Below are 20,039 nucleotides of genomic sequence, written 5' to 3' on the forward strand. Positions count from 1 at the left end.
TGAACCACTGAAAGGATCATATTAAGACAGCATGCGGAACAAGTACAAAGTCGGCCTGTTCAAGCTGAACCTGTTCGCCGCGGCCGCACTGCTGGCCCTTTGCGCGGCGACCTCGGCGCGGGCGCTGGACACTACGCTGCTTGGTCTGGCCGCGCTGTGGCTCGGGATCACCGGCATCGTCATCGAGTTCAGCCACCGCCGCCATGCCTACCGCGCCTGGCTGGTGGTGGCCAGCGTGCTGCTTGCCGCCCTGGTGATGCTATCGCCCGACGCCAACGGTGCCTGGCTGTGGGCCTGGCCTTTCCTGTTGATCCTGCCCCAACCCCAGTGGATGCTGATACTCAACGCCAGCCTTGCCGGGATAAGCTGGTGGAGCCTGATCACCCAGATGAGCCTTCACCATTGGGGCCTGGCAGGCGCGCTCTTGCTGTGCCTGTGCTTTCTTGCGATTGGACGTGCGCTGCCGGGCGGGCATTCGCAACGCCTGATGCGCAGGAGAGCCCGTCTGGCGCCCGGCCTGCCGCTGTGGTCGGCCAGTCAGCTGGAACGCGACCTGGCTCGGGAAAACAGCCGCGCCACCCGTGACGGCGTCCACGCCGAGCTGGTGGTGATCCAGATCCATGGACGTTCTCTGTGGCGAGTCGCCCAGGACATCTGCACGCGCATCAAGCGGTTCGAGAACGCCTATCGGCTCAACGGACGTACCGTCGCCGTGATGCTGACCAGTCGAGACGCCGTGCAGGCCAGACAGCGACGCCAGGAACTGCTGGAAGACATCGCCGTGCCGATCACGGTACGCACCGTATCGATTGCCAATCTGGACAACCTGCCCATGGTGCTGGCGGCCCTGGACAAGCAGTGCCCTGTCACCCAGGTGGTGGAGGACGACGCATGATCGAGCCACCCCAGTGGGTCCGTTCCTGGCGTGTCTGTGCCGATGTCATGGGGACCTTGCTGCTGGCGTCACTGGCCCTGTGGCACTATCTGCTCGGGCAATACGAGAGCATCCTGCTGCCGGCGTCCCTGAGTTGCCTGATGGCCGTGATCGCGGTCTTCGATACCAGAAGAGCCTCGCGCGTCTCGAACTATCTGCTGCTGCTGTGCGGCTGCTTGGCACTGTACGACCAGACGGTGCTGCAGGCATCGTTCGACGCCTTCTGGATCAGCGTACCGATCACCCTGATCCTGCTGGTACTGCCCTTCGGCCCTGCTCTGGTGCTGGCGCTGGCCGTCATGCCGATCTGGCTCATGGTGGTCGGCCAGTCTTCGCCAAGCCTCGATCAAATCAAGTTTCTGCTGACCTTCCTTGCGGTCACCTCCCTGGCCGGCTGGGAATACCTGCGTCAGCGCGACCTGAACCGGGCCACCGACCCCAGCGACGTCGACTGCGATGCGATCAATCGCGCCACCCTGCACGAGCGCCTGAACGGGGAGTTCGAGCGCGCCCAGCATCTGGACCAGCGGCTGGCGGTGGTGATCCTGCACCTGCCACAACTGGAAATCGCCAGTGAGCAGTACGGCTCTCGCACTCAGCTAACGCAACTCGACCAACTGTGCCAGGCGGTACGCCTTCACTGCCGTGACCACGACATTCTGGGACGGGAATCCCACGACACCTTCTGGCTGGTACTGCCCAACACCACCGAAAGCGGTGCCATGCTGGTGATCAAGCGACTGGAACAGGCGCTGTCCGAGGTTCGCCTGTCGGACATCGGCCCCTTGACCCTCCGCTCACGGCTCTGCGCCCTGAACGCCAAGGAACCCTGGCAGCATTTCGAGCAGCGACTGGCTCGCCGCAGCGAGGCACTGGCCGTCACTCCCCTCCCACCCGGTCGCTCCTGCCCACCCTGACTGTGGCAGAATGCCGAAACATCACGACGGCCCAACGCAAAGGAGAACAGGGTGGGAAATGCCGGGGACTGGTTGATTCAGTGGGCGCCTTCGCCCGGACTGTTGCTGCTGCTGATCTTTACCATCGCGCTGGTGGAGTCGCTTGCCCTCATCGGCGTGGTGGTGCCTGGCGTCGTTCTGATCACCGCCGCCGCCTCCCTGGCCGGCCACTACGACATCGCGGTTGGCTGGGTCATGGCCTGTGCCTTTGCCGGTGCCGTGGTGGGAGACGGCGCCAGCTACGCCATCGGCTATCGCTACCGCGAACAGGTCACCGCCATGTGGCCGTTGTCGCATCACCCGGAATGGCTGGCCCGAGGCGCTCGATTCTTCCAGCGTCATGGTCCTCTTTCGGTGCTGCTGGGGCGATTCGTCGGGCCGGTTCGCCCCATCGTGCCGCTGGTGGCGGGCATTCTGCGCATGCCGCCGACGACCTTCACCTGGGCCAATCTTGGCTCCGCCCTGCTGTGGGCACCAGCCTACATCCTGCCCGGTTATCTGCTGGGTCGAACCTGGCAACAGTGGCTGGCATTGCCGGACGACCTCCACCCCTGGCTGACAGCGCTCGGCGTCACCGTGGCGGTGCTGGCGCTTCTGTTCTCGCTGGTCCGCCACCACGCCTCGCCTCAGGGCCTGCTCTACCGTAGCTTCGCCTGGGTCAGCCATCACCTGCCCGGCGGGAGACGCCTGTGGCAGGCCCTGGCCCCCCACCACGAGGAAGAGCCTCCCCTGGCCAGTTGGCTATTGCTCCTGGGTGCACTGACCGCGCTGAGCGCCTGGACGCTGGTCGTGCTCCAGGCAGACGGACCGCTGATGATGGATACGCGGCTTCACGCCTTGATCGGCGGGCTCGAGCTACCCGGACTTCTGGCGCTGTCCGAGACACTGGCCGAGGCGGGAGATACCCTCGGCGTGGCGGCATTGGCACTGCCCTGGCTGGTGTGGCTGGCCAGCCGCCGTCACTGGGCGGCACTGGGCCACGTGAGCGCTGGGCTGATGGCCATCGCCACGCTCAACACCCTGGGCAAGGAGGTGATCGGACGCCTTCGTCCGGACGCCCCTGACTATCTCGTCCACTCTCTGTCCTATCCCAGCGCCCACACCTCGACGGCGGTGGTCCTGTACGGCATGGCGGCCGCCTTTATCGCCCAGACGCTGCCACGCCGCCAACGCTTCTGGCCCTACTGGGTGGCGATCGCCATCGTCGTGCCCATGGCATTGTCGCGCATCGTGCTGGGCGTGCACTGGCTGAGCGATCTCGTCGGGGGAGCCCTGCTTGGCCTGGTGGTCTGCGCCATGGTTCAACTGGCCTGGCTCAGGCGAGACCGGACGGCCCTGACGCCGTGTCCATTACCGGCACTGCTGCTTTGCTCGCTGGCCCTGGTCAGCGCACGCATCCTGTGGCTGCCGCCGGTATAGGAAAGTGACACGCCCCCGAACCGACACCTCTGGCAAGGCGGCCCGGGGCCTTGTCCAGACATCGATGAGCGCAGGCACTTTTCAGACAAGCCCTAGCCCAGCGCCAGCCACAGGCCCACACCAATCATCAAGGTCCCGGCGATTCGATTGAGCAGCCGTACACTGCCGCCGCGTGCGAGCAGGTGACGCAGGCTCTTGCCGCCGCTGGCGTACAGCAGAAGGCAGCTGAACTCGAGACTCAGGATCACCAGGATCAACCCCGCCAACTGGGTCAGCACCGGCCGCGCCGGATCGATAAAGGGCGGCAGCAATGCCACGAAAAAGGCCCAGCCCTTGGGGTTGGCGACCGCAGTGACAAAGCCCTGCATGGCCAGCTCCCGTCGCTTCGGCGGCGCCGTATCCTCAAGATTGTCAGGGATCGCCATGCGCCCCCGGGAGCGCCACATCAGCCAGCCCAGATAGACCAGGTAGGCCCCACCCAGCCACTTGAACAAGGCAAACAACGCCGGCAGCTTGAGCATCAGTGCCGCCACCCCCGCACCGGCGGAGAAGGCCACCAGCCCCACGCCAACCAGCTCCCCCAGCATCATCCACAGCGCCCGCTTCACCCCCTGGGTCATGCCCAGCACCATGGCCAGGGTCATGCACATGCCTGGCGTCAGCGAGACCAGAAAGAAGGTCGGAACGAACACAGAGAGAACGGACAGACTGGGCATGGATTTCCTTATCCCGAGCAGCGCTGGAGAGGTGTCTGACGGCGCGAGGTGATGATGGTGTCAGGTGAAGATGGTGCCAGGTGATGGCGGTGTCTTGTGATGACGATGCCAGCTACGCATTCAGTCGTTGGCGGTGGACCCGGAGGAACCCTCGCCCCACCTTGGCATCAGCTGATGATCGATACCCAGCTGATTGAGGATGCGCGCCACGATGAAGTCGATCAGATCATCGATGCTCTGCGGCTGGTGGTAGAAGCCAGGTGCTGCGGGCAACACCACCGCACCCATGCGGGTCAGACTGAGCATGTGCTCCAGATGGATCGCCGAGAACGGCGTCTCCCGGGGAACCAGCACCAGGCGGCGGCGTTCCTTGAGCGCCACATCGGCGGCGCGCTCGATCAGATTGTTGCTGGCGCCACAGGCCACCGCCGACAGCGTTCCCGTCGAACACGGACAGATCACCATGGCACTGCTGGCGCCGGAGCCCGACGCCACCGGGGCCATCCAGTCCTCACGGCCAAAGCAGCGGATCTGGCCCTCGGCCGCCGAGAACCGCTCGCTGAGCGCCTCGGCCAGCAGCGCCGGGCGTGGCGGCAACGACACCTCGGTCTCGGTGGCGATGACCAGATGCGCGGCCTTGGAGATCATCACCCACACCTCGTGCCCCGCCGACACCAGCGCCTCGATCAGCCTGAGTCCGTACTGGGCGCCGGAGGCGCCGGTCAGGGCCACGGTCACAGGGGACTTGAAGCCTTCAGCCATGAGCGGCCTCCAGCGCCTTAAGCAGGCGCTCGTGGATGCCGCCGAAGCCGCCGTTGGACATCACCACGATACGATCATAAGGACGCGCCTGTGCCACCAGATCGGCGACCAGCGCATCGATGTCACCACGACGGTGCGCCGGTATCGGCGAGGCCTCGACCAGTGCCTCCACCGACCAGTCCAGCCCCTCGGGCTGGTACCACCAGACCTGGTCGGCCTGGGCCACGCTGTCCACCAGGCGATCGCGCAGGGTGCCCAGACGCATGGTGTTGGAACGCGGCTCGATCACCGCCAGCAGGCGACCGCGCTGGGTCGAAGCGCGCAGCCCGGACAGCGTCGCCGCGATGGCGGTGGGATGATGGGCAAAGTCGTCGATCACCTGGACGCCGCCGACCTCGCCGCGCACCTCCTGGCGACGCTTGGGCGTCTCGAAACGCGACAGCGCAGCGGCGCCGCGCGCCAGATCCACGCCGAACACGCTGGCGGCGGCCAGGGCGGCCAGGGCATTGCGGGCGTTGTAGTCACCGGTCAACCCCCAGTCGACCACGGCATCCTCGTCGACACCGTCCGGCCGCCGCTGGATCACCCTGAAACGACTGGCATCGTCACGCTCGAGCTCGATGCGCCAGGCCGAGTCCTGCTGCTGCCCCATGCGCGACACCGGAGTCCATGCGCCCTGGGCCAGCACCCGGTCCAGCGCCGGCGCGTCGTCCGCCACCAGCAACTGGCCACGCCCGGGCACCGTACGCACCAGGTGATGAAACTGGCGTTCGATGGCAGCCAGGTCGGGAAAGATGTCAGCGTGGTCATACTCGAGGTTGTTGAGGATGGCGACCAGCGGGCGGTAGTGAACGAACTTGGAGCGCTTGTCGAAGAAGGCGGTGTCGTACTCGTCGGCCTCCACCACAAAGGGCGCCTGCTCGCCGCCCAGTCGCGCCGATACGCCAAAGTTCCTCGGCACCCCGCCGATCAGAAAGCCAGGGGCCAGCCCAGCGCTTTCGAGCAGCCAGGCGGTCAGGCTGGCCGTGGTGGTCTTGCCGTGGGTGCCCGCCACCGCGATCACCGGGCGCCCCGGCAGCACGTGCTCGGCCAGCCACTGGGCACCGGACACATAGGGCAGGCCACGATCGAGCACCGCCTCGACTTCAGGGTTACCCCGCGAAAGGGCGTTGCCGATCACCACCAGGTCCGGTGTCGTCGTCAGATTGTCGGCGGCGTAACCGCGCATCAGGGCGATGCCAGCCGTTTCCAGCTGGGTACTCATGGGGGGATAGACGCTGGCATCCGAGCCGCTGACCTGGTGGCCAAGCTCCCGCGCCAACAGCGCCAGGCTGCCCATGAAGGTGCCGCAGATACCGACGATATGAAGATGCATGGCGCCTCCGGTGCGCTGCTGCTGCCCCGTCCCCGAGTCGACGCGCACGGCGCCCCCGGCAGACAACGGCACTCAAGGTTGGCGGCAGCCTAGCATGCCCCGACAAAGGCCTCCAGAGGCGACGTCACGCCCTCGTCGCTGTTGCCGATCGCCCACTGTTTTACTTCGACGTCGGCGCTCGGCTGCGCCGGGTCATGCCCGTCGGATGCAGGCACCAGGCCGATGGGCTAGAATCGCCGACCATGTTCCGGCGCTGTCCCGGCGATGGTTGCCACGCGATGGCTTTAGTCCGCGAAGCCCTTCCCGACGAAGGCCTGGCCGACCGCGACGCGCCCACCGATTCTTTCCCTTCGCCACGCCGCGTGGGGACGTTGTTCGTTTCACCGTATTCACGATCCAGAACCAGGAGCCCCACGCCACATGGCCCAGCACAACGCCTTCTACGCCCAGTCCGGCGGCGTCACCGCCGTGATCAACGCCAGCGCCTGCGGCGTCATCGAGACCTGCCGCCAGAACAGTGATCGCATCGGCAAGGTCTACGCCGGCCACAACGGCATCATCGGCGCCCTGACCGAGGACCTGATCGACGTAAGCCAGGAGTCCGATGACACCATCGCCGCCCTGCGCCACACGCCCGGCGGTGCCTTCGGTTCCTGTCGCTACAAGCTCAAGGACATCGAGAGCCATCGCACCCAGTACGAGCGCCTGATCGAGGTGTTCAAGGCTCACGATATCCGCTACTTCTTCTACAACGGCGGCGGCGACAGCGCCGACACCTGCCTCAAGGTCTCGCAGCTGTCCGAGAAGATGGGCTACCCGCTGACCGCCATCCACGTGCCCAAGACCGTGGACAACGACCTGCCGATCACCGACAACAGCCCCGGTTTCGGCAGCGTGGCCAAGTACATCGCCACCTCGACCCTCGAGGCCTCCATGGACATCGCCTCCATGTGCGCCACCTCCACCAAGGTGTTCGTGCTCGAGGTCATGGGTCGCCACGCCGGCTGGATCGCCGGTGCCGGTGGCCTGGCCGGCCAGGGCGAGGGTGAGCCACCCCACCTGGTGATATTCCCCGAGATTCCCTTCGACCGTCGCCAGGTGATGGAGCGTGTGGAATACGCGGTCAAGAACTACGGCTACTGCGTGATCGTGGTTTCCGAGGGCGCACGCTACGAGGACGGCACCTTCCTCGCCGACTCCGGTAACACCGACGCCTTCGGACACCGCCAGCTCGGCGGCGTGGCCCCGACCCTGGCCGGCATGGTCAAGCAGGACCTGGGCTACAAGTACCACTGGGCGGTTGCCGACTACCTGCAGCGCGCCGCGCGCCACCTTGGCGCCAAGACCGACGTCGAGCAGGCCTACGCGGTGGGCGTCAAGGCGGTGGAACTGGCGCTCGAGGGGCACAACGCCCAGATGCCGGCGATCAAGCGCGTCAGCGACAACCCCTACCGCTGGGAGATCGAGGCGGCGCCGCTGGCCGATGTGGCCAACCGCGAGAAGTTCATGCCGCGCGAGTACATCCGCGAGGATGGCTTCGGTATCAGCGACGCCGGCCGCGCCTACCTGGCACCGCTGATCCAGGGCGAGGACTTCCCTCCCTTCGAGAACGGCCTGCCGAAGATGGCGCGCCTCAAGCTCGCGCGGGTGGAAAAGCGTCTGCCGGCATTCAGCCTGTAAACCGGTAACACTTGACGCCACCGGTCGCTGCTACCGAGACCCGGCGAGCGCGACCCTGCGATGCACCGAAAAAAGCCCCGAGGCCAGGCCTCGGGGCTTTTCGTTTGACGCCGCAGGGTGTGTCAGGAAGACCGGCTGGCCCCGCCACGGATCACCAAAGCCCCAGGATTTCTCCGATAAGTCGACGAGCGCAGGCACTTTTCAGACAAGCCCTAGCGTAGCCACCAGGACAGGATCAACAGCACCAGCAACAGTCCGGCGATGGCCTGCCACAGGTTGGCGGGTTCCTTCCAGGCGCGCACCGAACGCCTCGGCGCTTCAGACACCTGCTGGCGGCCAGGCCGCACGCTATAGAGAAATTCCGACAGGCGCCGAAAACGCAGCGATCGCTGCGGGTCCAGGGCGCGTTTCAAGGCCTCGTCGAGCTCCGCGCTGACATCCGGCCGGTAATGACGCACGCTCCGGTAGCTCAACTGCTCGAGATCGGTATGACTGCGCAGCTGATGGGTCGGCACCGCGTAGGGCAGACGTCCGCTGATCAACCAGTACACCGTGGATGCCAGGGCGTACTGGTCGCTGCGCCGGCCGACCTCATCATCGAGGGCATACTCGGGCGCACTGTGTTCATTGAGACCCACCTGGGCCACCAGCCGGCGGGATCGCCGGTGACCATCGACATCGCGCAGATGGCAGGCGCTGAAGTCGGTCAGTACCACCCGCCCCTGATCATCGATCAAGACGTTGTCCGGATGGACCTGCTGGTGAATCAGGTCACGGTGGTGCAGCGCCTGCAGCGCCTTGCCCAGCTGCAGCGCGATGTCGAGTCGTTGACCGAGACTGGCACGCGGATAGCGCGCGACCCACTCGCTCAAGGTCATGCCATCGACGTAACGCATCAGGTAGTAGAGATGGCGGCGGGACCGGGAAGGCTCGACCACGCTGACCACAAAGGGCGAGTGAACCCTCTCCACCACCCACTGCTGAAGCAGGAAGTGCTCCAGGTAGGCGTTTCGATTGGACAATTCAGGACTTGGCGCCTTGAGCACACAGACCCGCTCGGTATCCACATCGCGCACCCGGTAGACCCGTGAGTGGGCGGTGCGTGACATCACCGCTTCCACCACCAGTCCGTCGATCTGGTCACCCACCGCAAGCTCGGGGGGAATCGGCAGATCCCCGTACAGCCGACTGGGAGCGTCGCTGGCCGCATCAGGCAGTTCATCCACCCTGACCAGTTGAAAGCAGAAGGGGTCACTGCCGTAGCCCCGCTCACGAGCCCTGGAGCTTGCCGCCTCGGCCAGGCGCTCACAGGCCGCGTCCAGGTCACTGGCATCTTCGCGAATCAGCCGCACATAGTCGGAGGGCATCAGGGTCCCACGCACCCCCTGGGTGGTGAACAGAAAGATGTCCCCCTGCTTCAGCGGCCACTCCGAATAGTCGATGTCGATAGCGACATCCATGCCCAGCGCCCTGGCCGGGTAGCGATAGCCCCCGAGATCGGTGACGTGGTCGCGGCTCAACTGCTCGAACTCGGCTCCCCGAAGTCGAAACACCAGGGTGTCACCCACATGAAAGAGGTGGGCGCAACGGTCCTTGAACACCACCGTCGACAACGACGACACATAGCTGCCGTCCTCCATCTGGCGGGTCATGCCATGACACCAGGCGTTGAGCGCACGCATCACTCGCTGGGCCGAGGCCTTGATGGTCCAGTGCGCCGGCGTGGCGTAGTAGTCGTTGAGAAATCCGCGCACGCTGAGATCTCCCGCCTGCTTGGCCAGGGCATGGCCAGAGGCTGAATCGCTGATCAGCGCGCAGGCACCCTTGGGCTCGCCCTCTTCCGGCAGGCGCACCGACATCGAACTGCGCTGCCGATGGCGTTCGGGCGCCACAAAGGCTTGCCCATAACTCAGAGCGAGACGTGCGGTGGCCAAGATCACCTCCTGTGACTCCTGCGTGGATGACGCGACAAGACGTGGGCCAGGGGGCCGACGCCTTTACCGGCGGTATGATACACACCGAATCCCTGATATGCCTGACAAGTCGCCTTTGGCTTTGTTTACTGTGCTTTAGTGACGTCTCCTCGGATCGCCTCGTCCTTTGGTTGTCTTGCGCGCCTTGCTGCAGCGCGTCAAGATACGCCCACCATATTGGTAATCCCGTCACGGGGTTCGTATAATCCGACGGATTTTTTTCCGCCGCCCAGGCGGACATCCGCCCAACGAAGGACGCGAGCATGAACTTCGACAACATCCCCGCCGGCAAGGAACTCCCCAACGACCTCTTCGTCGCCATCGAGATTCCCGCCAATCACGCCCCGGTGAAGTACGAAATTGACAAGGACATGGGTGCCCTGCTCGTCGACCGCTTCATGGCGACGCCGATGTTCTACCCGGCCAACTACGGCTTCATTCCGCACACCCTGGCAGACGACGGCGACCCCCTGGACGCCCTGGTGGTCACCCCCTACCCCGTCGCACCCGGCAGTGTCATCCGCGCCCGCCCGGTGGGCATCCTCAACATGACCGACGAAGCCGGCGAAGACGCCAAGCTGGTGTGCGTCCCGCACCCCAAGCTGTCCAGCCTCTACGACGATGTTCAGGAGGTCACCGACCTGCCCGAGCTGCTGCGTCAGCAGATCGCCCACTTCTTCGAGAACTACAAGGATCTCGAGAAGGGCAAGTGGGTCAAGGTGGAATCCTGGGAAGGTGTCGAGGCCGCCCGCAAGGCCATCGAAAAGTCCGCCGCTGCCTATACCAAGGCCTGAGCCTCGGCGCAGACGTGCCAGCGACGGTTGCTTCCCCGAGGCCACACCTGGTCCACGGGAAGCGTCAAAAAAAGCCGCCCGGATTCGGGCGGCTTTTTGTTGTGCCTGTTACTGTGCCTGTCTGGCGGGCTGGACGCTGCGCTCTTCCGCCTGCGCATCAACGGCTGCTGCTGCGGTCCTCGAGCACCCGGGAGTTCAGCCTCGCGTTCTCAGCAGGGCAAAGCAGGCGGTGCACATCACCAGATAGGCGCTGAAGGTATGGGGGTCACGAAACATCGTCTGGGTCAGGCCGAACCCCGCATACATCACCACGATCAGCGCGCCGGACAGGGCGAGCACACGACACTGGCCATCGCCATGATCGAGGCGACGCACAAAGCTCGCCAACGGAATCCCATAGAACAGCAGCAGCAGCGCCACCCCCGCAAGGCCACGTCGAGCGGCGGTGTCCAGCACGTCACTGTGAAGCTGGAACCCGATTCCGGCCATGCCCTCGGGCAGCCGGCCCGCCGCGACCAGTGTCTCGAGCCAGGCGACCAGACCATCCTCTCCCCAGCCCCAGAGGGGCCTGGCTGCGAACGCCTCGCCAGCGATGCCCCACAGATGCCAGCGCAAGCCCGCGTTGGTGTCGACGGCCCCCTGGCGCCATAGCAAGACGATATCCTCGGCCAGTGCCCACAGCCGAGGCAGTGCCACCAGGGTCGCCACGCCGATCGCCAGGGTGGCGGTCATCCGGATGGCGAAGCGCCGGTGGGGTGTAAGCGTCGACCAGTAGAGGCGCGCCCGCCGGCCGTGGCGCAGGACCAGCACCAGCATCACCAGCGGCAGGGTCAGCCAGCCGCCCCGGGTGCCGGACAGCAGCGAGCCAAGCAGACCCATCACCGCTCCCAGCGCCGCCCACCAGAGGAACAGGCCGCGCCGCCCTTCACTGACGTTGTCGAGCCACCACACCAGGCTGAGCACCCCGAGCACCAGGCTGAGATTGCCGAAGGGAATGGCGTTGATCAGATCGCCAGCCCGACGCTCATCCTCGATCAGTCGGTCATACAGCGCCTTCAGCCCGGATAGCACCGCCCCCAGGGTAATCCCGCGCCACCACCAGTAAAGCGAGGGAGGCTTGGCACGCCATGCCAATAACAAAAGCAGCCCAAGCCAGGGCCACCAGGGCAGTGACGGCACGCTATAACGCGCCAGGGGCGGCCCGCTACGCCCCGCGTCCAACACCAGCTGACAGCCGAAAAGCGCCAGCATTGCCACCCATGCAAGGGACTCGGCGTCCCGGGGAAGGCTGCGCCGCACCAGCACCGCCATCGCCGCCAGTGACACCAGCAGCATTCCGGTTAACCGATACGCCCAGGGTAGCGTCAGCAGACTGGACAGGAAGACGAACAGTGCCAGCCCCTGGATCGCCGACGAGGACTGCGCCGGCCATCCTCGATAGTGCCTTGCCACACCCGGCGGCGTGCGCATGGCTCAGGCGACGATGCCATGATAGGAGCGATACCAGTCCACGAATCGAGCCGCGCCCTCCTCGACCCCGATGCGCGGCTGATAGCCGGTAGCGCGATACAGTGCAGTGGTGTCGGCCCAGGTCCGAGGAACATCGCCCGGTTGCATCGGCAGGAAGTTGTACTCGGCCTTGCGCCCCAGTGCCGCCTCGATGGCGTGGATAAAGTCCATCAGCCCCACCGGGCTACCGTGTCCGATGTTGTAAAGCGCGTAGGGTGCACTGCTGCGATCCGGTGAGTCGTCGACCACGCCGGCGTCGGGGTCCGCGCTGGGGACCACTTCCAGCAAGCGCACGATGCCCTCGACGATGTCGTCCACATAGGTAAAGTCCCGCGACATCTCCCCGTGGTTGTAGACGTCGATCGGACGACCTTCGAGGATCGCCTTGGTGAACAGGAACATCGCCATGTCCGGTCGCCCCCAGGGGCCATAGACGGTGAAGAACCTGAGTCCGGTGGTCGGCAGTCCGTAGAGGTGGGAGTAAGTGTGCGCCATCAGCTCGTTGGCCTTCTTGGTCGCGGCGTAGAGGCTGACAGGATGGTCGACATTGTCGCGTGTGGCGAAGGGCACCACCTGATTCATGCCATAGACAGAGCTGGACGAGGCATAGAGCAGGTGCTCTACCTGCTGGTGCCGGCATCCTTCGAGCACATTCAGGTGCCCCACCAGGTTGGCATCCACGTAGGCGTGGGGATGGGTCAAGGAGTACCTTACCCCCGCCTGTGCCGCCAGGTGTACGACACGATCGAAGCGCTCGTCGGCAAACAGCCGGCCGACACCCTCGCGATCGGCCAGATCCAGCCGCACGAAACGTACGTTCTGCAGCTTTTCGAGACGTGCCAGCCGCGTTTTCTTCAAGGACACGTCGTAGTAGTCGTTGAGATTGTCCACACCGACTACCTCCAGCCCGTCACTGGCCAGACGTGCGGCCAGCGTCGAGCCAATGAACCCTGCCATCCCGGTAACAAGCACCTTCATCTATTCCCTCTCCCATGGTGCTGGCAAGGTCCGTCCACGGCACTCTCGCCACGTTCGACCGCCGTGCTGGAAACACCCTGAACCGAGCACCAACAGGGCTCCACTAGTCCGACGATTGGTCAATATCTAATGCTCGACGGCAAAGCTCCTAATAATATTTGCCGCATCAATCAACTACGCTTTCCCCTTCTACCATCAGCCTACAACTGCACACTTTTTGACTTTCTGCACAGTAAATCTTACGGAACCTCTGCATACACGCCATTATCAACACCTTTCCATTTACTTCAATGGAGGAGGACAACATTTCCCTTGTACATCTAGAAATTTCGACACGATTACCTGACTTACCTCATACCAACACATCATAAGCACACCACTAATTTCACGCATATAAATGACTTCTCTAAACCTCGCTGACCAATTATCAAAACCATCAAGAAATAGGAGTTTTTTGACGCTGGTGAAATATTTCAATGCAGATATGATGCAGGAAAAGAATCGCACGTCGTAAAGCCAATCCAGACAACGAGGAAACAGCACAGTCGTCCAAATAAAATCCTAAAACATGGACGATTTTCCAAGCAGGGGATCCCTACCATGGGCAACATGATCGAAGCCGCCTTGCGACTCCCTCGTCGCAAGAAAAGGATATTTCAGCTCGCCGCCGATATCATGCTTATCGAGGCCAGCCTCGTCGTATCCATGGCCATCAACGGGCTTTTTGGCGCCTTTATGCGCGCCCCTTCCGCCTACGCCTTGAATGTACTTGTCACGGCGATTTCCTTGGTCGTGTTTATCAAGCTAGGCCTCTATCGCGCTGTACTCAGATACGTCGGCAGCCGCGCCATCGTGACCCTGTTCATTGGCGTCGCCACCTCGACGCTGGTGCTTGACCTGCTTGGCCGCGCGATATTTTTTCCGCTTCCTGCAGGCGTCCTGTTCGACTATTTTCTGCTCAGCCTACTGCTGACCGGCGGCACGCGTTTTGCCCTGAGAAGCCTCTACCAGCATCGTCTGATGAAGGACAAGCCCAGGGTGCTGATCTATGGTGCGGGCTCTGCAGGATGCAAGCTGGTGGCTTCTCTTCGCCAGGGAAGTGACTACCTTCCGGTGGCCTTCGTCGATGACTGGCGCGGCATGGAGGGTACCCATGTCGAAGGTCTAGAGGTCCACTCTCCTCGTCATATTGCGGAGCTGGTCGAGCGCCTCAACATCGAAAAGATCCTGCTCGCCATTCCCAGTGCCAGACGCAGACGTCGCCAGGAGATCGTGGCGTCACTGGAACCCCTCAATATCACGATTCAGACCATTCCACGCCTGGACGATGTGGTGCAGGGCCGAGCGAAGATCGAAGATATTCGTGACGTCAGTGTCGAAGAACTGCTGGGCCGAGACCCGGTCCCCCCGCGACAGGACCTGATGGACGCCAATATCCGCGACCAGGTTGTCATGGTGACCGGTGCCGGCGGCTCGATCGGGTCGGAATTGTGCCGACAGATACTGGCTCAACGCCCACGCCAACTGCTGCTCTTCGATAGCTGCGAGTACTCGCTGTACCAGATCGAACAGGAGCTCCTGGGGTTCCTGGACAGCCTGAACCTTGCTGTGGAGCTGAAGCCATTTCTCGGCACGATCCAGGATCAGAAGCGTCTTCGCATCATCCTGCAGGGCTTCAAGGTGGACACCATCTACCATGCCGCCGCCTACAAGCATGTGCCCATGGTCGAGCACAACATGGTCGAAAGCCTCAAGAACAATACCTTTGGCACCCTGGCCGCTGCGCGAGCGGCCATCGACAGTGGGGTATCGACCTTTGTGCTGATTTCCAGCGACAAGGCGGTGCGCCCCACCAACGTCATGGGCACCAGCAAGCGCCTCGCCGAGCTGGTGTGTCAGGCGCTGGCAGAGCAATCATCGACCACCCGCTTCTGCATGGTGCGCTTCGGCAACGTGCTGGGTTCCTCCGGCTCGGTGATTCCCCTGTTCCGGCGCCAGATTCAACAAGGTGGCCCGGTCACCGTGACCCATCCAGAGATCACCCGCTACTTCATGACCATCCCGGAGGCGGCGCAACTGGTCATCCAGGCAGGCGCCATGGGCCAGGGGGGAGACGTATTCGTGCTGGACATGGGGCAACCGGTGAAGATTCTCGATCTCGCCAGGCAGATGATTCGGCTGTCGGGGCTGGAGCCTCGCACGGCCGACAACCCCCATGGCGAGATAGACATCGTCTTCACCCAACTACGTCCCGGCGAAAAGCTCTACGAGGAGTTGCTGATCGGGCAGAACGACCAGCCCTCGGAGCACCCTCGGATCATGACCGCCAACGAAGGCTACTGGTCCTGGTCGCAACTGGCTCCCTACCTGGAGCAGCTGCGCTCGGCACTGGACAGCGCTGAACTCGAGCGCGTGAGGGAACTGCTGCGCCTGCCGCCTACCGGTTACAGCCCTACCGGGGGTATCGCCGATCTTGTCTGGCGCCAGCACATGGCCCAGCCGTCCTCACCGACACGACGACTCGCTGGCGCCGCAGACCCCAGCCCCGCCCCCCTTGCGCTTGCGGCAAAGCCACTCTAGCGCCGATCCCCCAGGTTCTGCTGACACGAGGCCCCCATGGAACATTCACTGACGCTGGACAAGGCACGCATCGCGGTCATCGGGCTTGGCTATGTCGGCCTGCCGCTGGCGGTCGAATTCGGCAAGCGCTACCCCACTCTGGGCTTCGATATCAGTGCCGAGCGTATTGCTCAGTTGCACGACGGTATCGATACCACGCGAGAAGTGACACCAGGCGAGCTGAACTTGGCGCCGCTGCTGAGTTTCACCTATCAGCCGGCCAGGCTGGCCGACGCCAATGTCTACATCGTCACGGTACCCACCCCGATCGACGCCCAGCACAATCCCGACCTGACACCGTTGCTGGGGGCCAGTGCCACGGTGGGCAGGGTGATTGCCAAGGGTGATATCGTGATCTTCGAGTCGACGGTCTATCCTGGCGCCACCGAAGACGAGTGCATACCGGTCATCGAGAAGCTGTCCGGGTTGCGCTACAACCGCGACTTCTTCGCCGGCTACAGCCCGGAGCGCATCAATCCCGGTGATCGCGAGCATCGGGTCACCAACATCCGCAAGGTGACCTCCGGCTCGACGCCGGCCAGCGCCAACTTCGTCGATGAGCTCTACGCCTCGGTCATCACCGCCGGCACCTTCCGAGCCAGCTCGATTACCGTGGCCGAGGCCGCCAAAGTCATCGAGAACACCCAACGCGACGTCAACATCGCCTTGATCAACGAACTGTCCATCATCTTCGAGCGTCTGGGCATCGACACCGAAGAGGTGCTGGAAGCCGCCGGCACCAAATGGAACTTCTTGCCCTTCCGTCCTGGCCTGGTGGGCGGGCACTGCATCGGCGTGGACCCCTACTATCTGACCCACAAGGCGCAGCAGGTTGGCTACCATCCCGAGGTCATCCTGTCCGGCCGCCGTATCAATGACGGCATGGGCGCCTACGTGGCCAATCAGTTGATCAAGTGCCTGGCCAAGCGACGCATCCATGTGCAGGATGCCCGGGTACTGATCATGGGCCTGACGTTCAAGGAGAACTGCCCGGACCTGCGCAATACCCGTGTCATCGATATCATCGACGAGCTGCGCGAGTTCAACGTGGCGGTGGACGTGCTCGACCCCCACGTGGACCGTGACGAGGCGGTGGCCGCCTTTGGCCTTCGCCCTGTCGACGAACCGGAACCCGGCGCCTACGACGCCGTCATCATCGCCGTCGCTCACCACGAATTCCGTGATATCGGGGTCGAGCGAATCCGCGGCTGGGGCAAGCCGGAACACGTGCTGTATGACCTCAAGTATCTGCTGCCCAAGGGCGCGGCGGATCTGCGCCTCTAGCCTTAGCAACTACGCCTGGGGGCATCTGTATCTGCGCCTCTAGCGTCCGTAGCCACGCCTGGGCATCTGCAGCGGCCATCGCCTTGCGTCCCTTCCTTCCGCAGTCGCCTGGCCAATCGCCGCGGCGTCGCAGGCGAACGAGGTGCCCGGCAGACAGCCAAAATGGTGCCCCAGAAACGCAATGGGCAGGACCCGAAGGCCCTGCCCATTGCGGTTTTTCCAGAGGCTTAGCCGCAGCCACGCTCCACGGACCGACGTCGATAGACCGACGTTGATAGATCCTTTCCAACAGCGTCACTCAGGACAGACCCGCTAGCGACAGAGTGGGTCATGACAGAGTGACTCATGACCGAGTCATGCTGGGCGGCGTCAATCGGGGCGGCGTCACTCGGGACAGAGTGCAGGCTGCGTTGCCCGCGCCATGACCTCCTCGAGCACCCGACAGGTCTTGTCCATCTGTTCCTCGGTCAGGGTCGGATGGATCAGCAGCATCAGGCTGGTCTCTCCCAGTTCCCTGGCCACCGGCAACGGCCGCGCCGGGCGCCAGGGAGTGTTGTCGAAGGCGCGTTCCCGGTAGACCTCGGAGCAGCTGCCACTGAAACAGGGCACCCCCTGGGCATTGAGACACTGCATGATGGCGTCGCGGCTCCAGCCCTCGGCCAGGCGTTCGGGACGGACAAACACATAGGCCTTGTAGCCGGCATGGACGATGTGTTCGGGCGGACGCGGAGCCCGCAGTCCCGGACAGCGATCTGCGGCGTCGAGAATGGCGTAAAGATTGGCGCGGCGGCGCTGACTCCACTGAGCCATGCGCTCGAGCTGGCGTCTTCCCAGCACCGCCTGCATCTCGGTCATCCGCCAATTGGTACCGAAACTGTCGTGCAGCCAGCGAAACCCCGGCGGGTGGGCCCGCTCATGGACCGCTTCCCAGCTCTTGCCGTGGTCCTTGTAGGCCCACATACGCCGGTGCAGCCCAGGATCGTCGGTGGTGACCATGCCCCCTTCCCCGCCGGTGGTCATGATCTTGTCCTGACAGAATGACCAGGCCGCCACATCACCGAAGGTGCCGACGCTGCGGCCACGATAGCGCGCACCGTGTGCCTGGGCGCAGTCCTCGATGATCGAAAGACCAAAGGTCTGCGCCAGTTCACCGAGGGCATCCATGTCACAGGGCCAGCCCGCCAGGTGGACGGCGACGATGGCGCGGGTGCGTGGGCTCAGGCACTCCTCGACGCTGGCGACCGACAGGTTCTGGGAGTCACGCTCGATGTCGGCAAACACCGGGGTAGCGCCCGCATTGACGATGGCCGACACCGACGCCAGGAAGGTCCTGGGGGTCACGATCACCTCGTGCCCTGGTCCGATATCCAGGGCATGCAGCGCCAGATCCAGCGCCAGGGTGCCGTTGGCCACGGCGACAGCGTGGTGAGCGCCTGTCCAGGCGGCGAATTCGCGCTCGAACTCGCGGCCCTCGTCGCCGGTCCAGTAATTGACGCGTTGGCTGAGCAGCACGCGCGATACCGCCTCGGCGTCGCCTTCATCGAAGCAGGGCCAGGGTGCGAAGGGGCCATTTAGCATAGGGGCTTCTCTCTGCAGAGGTCTTGTCGGGGCATCCCCGGATACGAAGATGGGCGCTATCGTAAACTCGCTCCCACTCAGCGCACGTGGCGTGACTCATGGTCGAGTCGATGGTCCAGAAGCTGGTTCGGAAGCTGGTTCGGAAGCTGTTTCGGAAACTGTTTCGGTCGATGCTTCAGTGGACGGTGCAGACGGCAGACTACCGACCTGCGCCGGAAGGCCGATCCGCTGGTACAACTGCCGATACTGCTCAACCACCTGAGCAAGACCGAACTCGCTCACGATGCGCTCTCTTGCCTCTCGTCCCCGTTCCCGGCGCCTGTCGGCAGGTTCGTTCAAGGCTTCCAGCAAGGCCCGGGCGAGGGCCTGGCTATCTCGTGGTGGCACGATGCGTCCGCTGGTACCGAGGATGTAGTCGCTGTCACCGACGTCGGTCGCCACACAGCTCAGTTCGCAGGCCATGGCCTCCGCCAGGGCATTGGGGAAGGCCTCGAGCCATGAACTCTGACAGAACACATCCATCGCCTGCATCAGCTCACCCACGTCGTCTCGCTCACCCGTCAGCAAGAAGCGCGAGCGGTACTCGTCCGGCACGATGCCCGCCAACTGCGGCGCATCGAAATCGACGCCACGACCGACCACCAGAAAGCGCGCCTGAGGCATTTGTTCGGCGACGGTGACGCAGGCCCGCAACAGATTGGGATGATCCTTGATCGGGTGGCATCGGGCCACATGCCCCACCACCCATTGTTCATCGTTAAAGCTCAGACGCTTCCGCACCTGTTGCCGGCTGGCCGAATCCGGGGCCACGGCGGCGGTATCGAATCCGTTGGGAATGACCAGCGCTGCGTCATCGCGGAAGCCGAAGTCGCGATGTTGCCGCCGAGACAGGCGACTGTTGAAAACGATCGCCCCGGGTCCGCCCGAGAGCCGTCGGTTGGCGCGAATGGCCCATCGCGTCAATGGCTTGTGGCGCTCGATCTGGTAGAGGCACTGGCGCACGTTCCAGCTCACCGCCGGCCGCTGGTGGCACAGGCGAGCCGCCATGCTGGCCATGAGGTTGCCGTGGTACATCCAGCCCTGAATGACGTCAGGGGCGAAACGTCGCACCAGAGCGCTCAGACGAGGCAGGGTCCAGGGGGCGGGGATTCCCTGGCGCATGCCAAGGGCATGGACCTCGATGCCCAGCGCACGAATACGGGGCCCGTAGCTACCCTCGTCCATCAGGGCGATCACTGCGACCTCGTCCGGGGCACTGACGCCTGCGGCCAGCAGATTATAGAGATTTCGCTCCGCGCCACCGGTACCGAGTCCGGTGATGACATGAAGTACGCGCACAGACATGGGCAGACACATCCTGTGATGGGCAAGAAAGCGACAACAATTTAACCGCTCAGGAAAAATGCAGAGGTGCCACGGAAATGGCGGTGGCCGAGATTTGCCGCGGATGGCCCGAGCACAG

General features: G+C 63.9%; 15 protein-coding genes. 7 read left to right on the plus strand and 8 right to left on the minus strand.

The genetic code is table 11. The annotated features are described in order from the left end of the window. Positions 1 to 31: 31 nt before the first annotated feature. The 3 genes from NKF27_RS12365 to NKF27_RS12375 are packed head-to-tail and all read left to right on the plus strand — an operon-like array spanning position 32 to position 3,309. Positions 32 to 895, plus strand: coding sequence for a hypothetical protein (locus NKF27_RS12365; protein ID WP_253551989.1), 864 nt, complete (start codon positions 32 to 34; stop codon positions 893 to 895). Beyond that, the gene (locus NKF27_RS12370; protein WP_253551997.1) at positions 892 to 1,851 is read left to right on the plus strand and encodes a diguanylate cyclase; all 960 of its coding nucleotides are present in this window, start codon (positions 892 to 894) and stop codon (positions 1,849 to 1,851) included. The genes NKF27_RS12365 and NKF27_RS12370 overlap by 4 nt, the downstream gene beginning before the upstream one ends. Before the next feature lie 51 nt (positions 1,852 to 1,902). Then, positions 1,903 to 3,309, plus strand: coding sequence for a bifunctional DedA family/phosphatase PAP2 family protein (locus NKF27_RS12375; protein WP_253552000.1), 1,407 nt, complete (start codon positions 1,903 to 1,905; stop codon positions 3,307 to 3,309). Between the two features lie 92 nt (positions 3,310 to 3,401). On the opposite strand, the gene NKF27_RS12380 is transcribed toward NKF27_RS12375, so the two are convergent. The 3 genes from NKF27_RS12380 to mpl form a co-directional block, all read right to left on the minus strand. Next, complete coding sequence (locus tag NKF27_RS12380) at positions 3,402 to 4,025, minus strand: LysE family translocator (protein ID WP_253552002.1); 624 nt, start codon at positions 4,023 to 4,025, stop codon at positions 3,402 to 3,404. A 120-nt stretch (positions 4,026 to 4,145) separates the two neighbouring features. Then, positions 4,146 to 4,787 carry a flavin prenyltransferase UbiX gene (locus tag NKF27_RS12385; RefSeq protein ID WP_253552005.1) on the minus strand — a complete coding sequence of 214 codons (642 nt, stop codon included), beginning with the start codon at positions 4,785 to 4,787 and terminating at the stop codon, positions 4,146 to 4,148. Next, entirely contained in the window at positions 4,780 to 6,162 is a 1,383-nt protein-coding gene (gene mpl, locus NKF27_RS12390; RefSeq protein ID WP_253552008.1) for a UDP-N-acetylmuramate:L-alanyl-gamma-D-glutamyl-meso-diaminopimelate ligase, read from the minus strand. Before mpl ends, NKF27_RS12385 begins: the two co-directional genes overlap by 8 nt. A gap of 420 nt (positions 6,163 to 6,582) precedes the next feature. Here mpl and NKF27_RS12395 point away from each other — a divergent pair, with 420 nt between their 5' ends. Further along, positions 6,583 to 7,842, plus strand: a complete 1,260-nt coding sequence (locus NKF27_RS12395; protein WP_045994172.1) for a 6-phosphofructokinase — start codon at positions 6,583 to 6,585, stop codon at positions 7,840 to 7,842. Positions 7,843 to 8,054: 212 nt separating this feature from the next. Here the strand turns inward: NKF27_RS12395 and NKF27_RS12400 are convergent, their stop codons facing one another. After that, on the minus strand, positions 8,055 to 9,776 hold the full coding sequence (locus NKF27_RS12400; RefSeq protein WP_253552010.1) for a bifunctional protein-serine/threonine kinase/phosphatase: 1,722 nt from the start codon (positions 9,774 to 9,776) through the stop codon (positions 8,055 to 8,057). Positions 9,777 to 10,078: 302 nt separating this feature from the next. Here NKF27_RS12400 and ppa point away from each other — a divergent pair, with 302 nt between their 5' ends. Beyond that, complete coding sequence (ppa, locus tag NKF27_RS12405) at positions 10,079 to 10,609, plus strand: inorganic diphosphatase (protein ID WP_045993354.1); 531 nt, start codon at positions 10,079 to 10,081, stop codon at positions 10,607 to 10,609. Between the two features lie 195 nt (positions 10,610 to 10,804). Here ppa and NKF27_RS12410 read toward each other — a convergent pair whose 3' ends face one another. Both NKF27_RS12410 and NKF27_RS12415 read right to left on the minus strand, forming a co-directional pair. Further along, positions 10,805 to 12,079 (minus strand): O-antigen ligase, encoded by a 1,275-nt coding sequence (locus NKF27_RS12410; RefSeq protein WP_253552018.1) that lies wholly within the window; start codon positions 12,077 to 12,079, stop codon positions 10,805 to 10,807. Positions 12,080 to 12,082: 3 nt separating this feature from the next. After that, positions 12,083 to 13,096, minus strand: a complete 1,014-nt coding sequence (locus tag NKF27_RS12415) for an NAD-dependent epimerase (protein WP_253552020.1) — start codon at positions 13,094 to 13,096, stop codon at positions 12,083 to 12,085. Positions 13,097 to 13,696: 600 nt separating this feature from the next. Between NKF27_RS12415 and NKF27_RS12420 the strand changes: the two genes are divergently transcribed. Beyond that, positions 13,697 to 15,676, plus strand: a complete 1,980-nt coding sequence (locus NKF27_RS12420; protein ID WP_253552022.1) for a nucleoside-diphosphate sugar epimerase/dehydratase — start codon at positions 13,697 to 13,699, stop codon at positions 15,674 to 15,676. A 36-nt stretch (positions 15,677 to 15,712) separates the two neighbouring features. Next, the gene (tviB, locus tag NKF27_RS12425) at positions 15,713 to 16,999 is read left to right on the plus strand and encodes a Vi polysaccharide biosynthesis UDP-N-acetylglucosamine C-6 dehydrogenase TviB (RefSeq protein WP_045993356.1); all 1,287 of its coding nucleotides are present in this window, start codon (positions 15,713 to 15,715) and stop codon (positions 16,997 to 16,999) included. Between the two features lie 384 nt (positions 17,000 to 17,383). Here the strand turns inward: tviB and NKF27_RS12430 are convergent, their stop codons facing one another. Both NKF27_RS12430 and NKF27_RS12435 read right to left on the minus strand, forming a co-directional pair. After that, positions 17,384 to 18,577, minus strand: coding sequence for a DegT/DnrJ/EryC1/StrS aminotransferase family protein (locus NKF27_RS12430; protein WP_253552023.1), 1,194 nt, complete (start codon positions 18,575 to 18,577; stop codon positions 17,384 to 17,386). 96 nt (positions 18,578 to 18,673) lie between these two features. Continuing rightward, positions 18,674 to 19,921 carry a glycosyltransferase gene (locus tag NKF27_RS12435; protein ID WP_253552024.1) on the minus strand — a complete coding sequence of 416 codons (1,248 nt, stop codon included), beginning with the start codon at positions 19,919 to 19,921 and terminating at the stop codon, positions 18,674 to 18,676. Positions 19,922 to 20,039 lie beyond the last annotated feature (118 nt).

Origin of the sequence: Halomonas sp. DN3, from assembly GCF_024137905.1 — a bacterium.
Lineage (GTDB): Bacteria > Pseudomonadota > Gammaproteobacteria > Pseudomonadales > Halomonadaceae > Halomonas > Halomonas litopenaei.